The following is a 1191-nucleotide window of genomic DNA, read 5'->3' as shown; positions in this document are numbered from 1 at the left end:
CAAGAGTTCATATCGACGGCGGAGTTTGGCACCTCGATGTCGGCTCATCACATCCTGGGGCTGTAGTCGGTCCCAAGGGTATGGCTGTTCGCCATTTAAAGTGGTACGTGAGCTGGGTTTAAAACGTCGTGAGACAGTTTGGTCCCTATCTGCAGTGGGCGTTGGAAGTTTGACGGGGGCTGCTCCTAGTACGAGAGGACCGGAGTGGACGAACATCTGGTGTACCGGTTGTAACGCCAGTTGCATAGCCGGGTAGCTAAGTTCGGAAGAGATAAGCGCTGAAAGCATCTAAGCGCGAAACTCGCCTGAAGATGAGACTTCCCTTGCGGTTTAACCGCACTAAAGGGTCGTTCGAGACCAGGACCCTGATCCAGCCATGCCGCGTGTCTGAAGAAGGCCTTCGGGTTGTAAAGGACTTTTGTCAGGGAAGAAAAGGCCGTTGCCAATATCGGCGGCCGATGACGGTACCTGAAGAATAAGCACCCGGTTCGATTCAAACTGAAGCTTAGTGGCTTTTCCTGGAAGCGTGGTATCGGTTGCTTCGTGTCCGTAGACACTCGTCATCACTTCTCGGTGTTAAGAAAACCCGGATTTGCCTAAGTCTTCCACCTACCGGCTTAAACAAGCTATTCCAACAGCTTGCCAACCTAACCTTCTCCGTCCCCACATCGCATTTGAATCAAGTACAGGAATATTAACCTGTTTCCCATCGACTACGCATTTCTGCCTCGCCTTAGGGGCCGACTTACCCTACGCCGATGAACGTTGCGTAGGAAAGTATGGGTTAGCTTCACGCGTTACCGCGCTTCCACACCCCACCTATCAACGTCCTGGTCTCGAACGACCCTTTAGTGCGGTTAAACCGCAAGGGAAGTCTCATCTTCAGGCGAGTTTCGCGCTTAGATGCTTTCAGCGCTTATCTCTTCCGAACTTAGCTACCCGGCTATGCAACTGGCGTTACAACCGGTACACCAGAGGTTCGTCCACTCCGGTCCTCTCGTACTAGGAGCAGCCCCCGTCAAACTTCCAACGCCCACTGCAGATAGGGACCAAACTGTCTCACGACGTTTTAAACCCAGCTCACGTACCACTTTAAATGGCGAACAGCCATACCCTTGGGACCGACTACAGCCCCAGGATGTGATGAGCCGACATCGAGGTGCCAAACTCCGCCGTCGATATGAACTCTTG

At 52.9% G+C, this 1191-nt stretch carries 2 rRNA genes; one reads left to right on the top strand and one right to left on the bottom strand.

From position 1 onward, the window contains the following. Nucleotides 1-391: ribosomal RNA gene (locus E1H16_RS18310) — 23S ribosomal RNA — on the top strand; the annotation flags it as partial. A gap of 365 nt (nucleotides 392-756) precedes the next feature. Here E1H16_RS18310 and E1H16_RS18710 read toward each other — a convergent pair. Further along, nucleotides 757-1191, bottom strand: a 23S ribosomal RNA gene (locus E1H16_RS18710); the annotation flags it as partial.

The organism is Cumulibacter soli (genome assembly GCF_004382795.1).
Classification (GTDB): Bacteria; Actinomycetota; Actinomycetes; order Mycobacteriales; family Antricoccaceae; genus Cumulibacter; species Cumulibacter soli.
This window is presented reverse-complemented; position numbering and strand designations above follow the sequence as displayed.